This window comes from Bradyrhizobium sp. NAS80.1 (assembly GCF_001908205.1).
In the GTDB taxonomy this organism is placed as follows: Bacteria; Pseudomonadota; Alphaproteobacteria; order Rhizobiales; family Xanthobacteraceae; genus Bradyrhizobium.
The window spans coordinates 1-1,104 of sequence record NZ_LGHL01000360.1; the positions used below are offsets into that span (position 1 = coordinate 1).

Consider the following 1,104-nt stretch of genomic DNA (forward strand, 5'->3'; position numbering starts at 1 on the left):
AGTCAGCCCAACGATCCTGTGGAGTCCGGTTTCCCGCAACCAGCCGACATGGCAGCGGCTGTTGCGTTGTTCAGCTCAAGGCCTGGAAGAGACGTTCGGCGAGGTGTTTTTATTTCAGAATTTATGGCGACGAAGACTGGCCGATCGGTGCCTTACCGCCAAGTGGCATAGCCCCGAGGATCCGCGGCGAGGAGACCGTCAAGAGGGCCCCACTGTCCAAGACGTGCACTACGTTTTCGCGTGGGATGTTCAGCCCACCGGTCCCGGGGTCCAATTGTCCCCGGAAAGCGGGCTAACTCTTACGTCATGGATGACCCCTAGCTCCAGGCTTGGATCGAAATGGCGCATCGTCCGCTCGTTGAGGTCAATGATGCGGCCAGGCCTTAGTGGCCCCACGTCATTTATCTTGACGATGACCTTCTTGCCGACGGCCTCGACGAGGGCAAACTTCGGCCTCGCACCAAATTGGACCCCGCCAAATTTCTGACGCAAACTCGTCTTGATGGCAGCCGCCCAGACAGAGGGATCATAACGCTCGCCGGAGGCTGTGCTCGGGCCGCCCTCCTCCTTGCCGGGCTTGAACGGATTGTACGTGGATGCGGCGCCAACGATCGCATCGCCACAGGCGGCATCGACGACGGCGGTTGAGTGAACTCCACGCGTTTCACTTCGAACAGCGGGAACAGAAACGGCAAGCGCAACCAGGGCGCCGCAAATTGCGGCACTCGAGGGGAACAGCATCATGAATCCTGTGATTTTCGATTGTCCGGTTCCCGAAACCGCAAACATGGCCAAGCCAACGCGGGAGCGTTGATGAACTTGCGCCAGTCTTTTTGCGGATTCGAGCCACCCCCTGGCTACGGAACCGGTGTGCGAACCAGAGTGGTCCTCACGCAGTGTTTTACGTTGTCACTGACTAAAACAGAGAATGCGTCAACAGCATGACTTAATGGAACCAGCGTGAGTGACGCGTGCGATGTCGGCCAAGGGTCTTGGTTGTGTGAAAACGCCAAGGCGCTTGAGCGCGATAGAAGAAGTTATTCGTCCAAGGCGGTTCTAACGCTTAAGCTAGCACGCGGCTTCAACCTAGACGACGAACTGAAG

1 protein-coding gene is annotated in these 1,104 nt (G+C 57.8%); it reads right to left on the reverse strand.

All coding sequences use genetic code 11. The annotated features are described in order from the left end of the window. Positions 1-249 precede the first annotated feature (249 nt). Positions 250-744 (reverse strand): RlpA-like double-psi beta-barrel domain-containing protein, encoded by a 495-nt coding sequence (locus AC629_RS43415; protein ID WP_210419228.1) that lies wholly within the window; start codon positions 742-744, stop codon positions 250-252. Between the last annotated feature and the right edge of the window lie 360 nt (positions 745-1,104).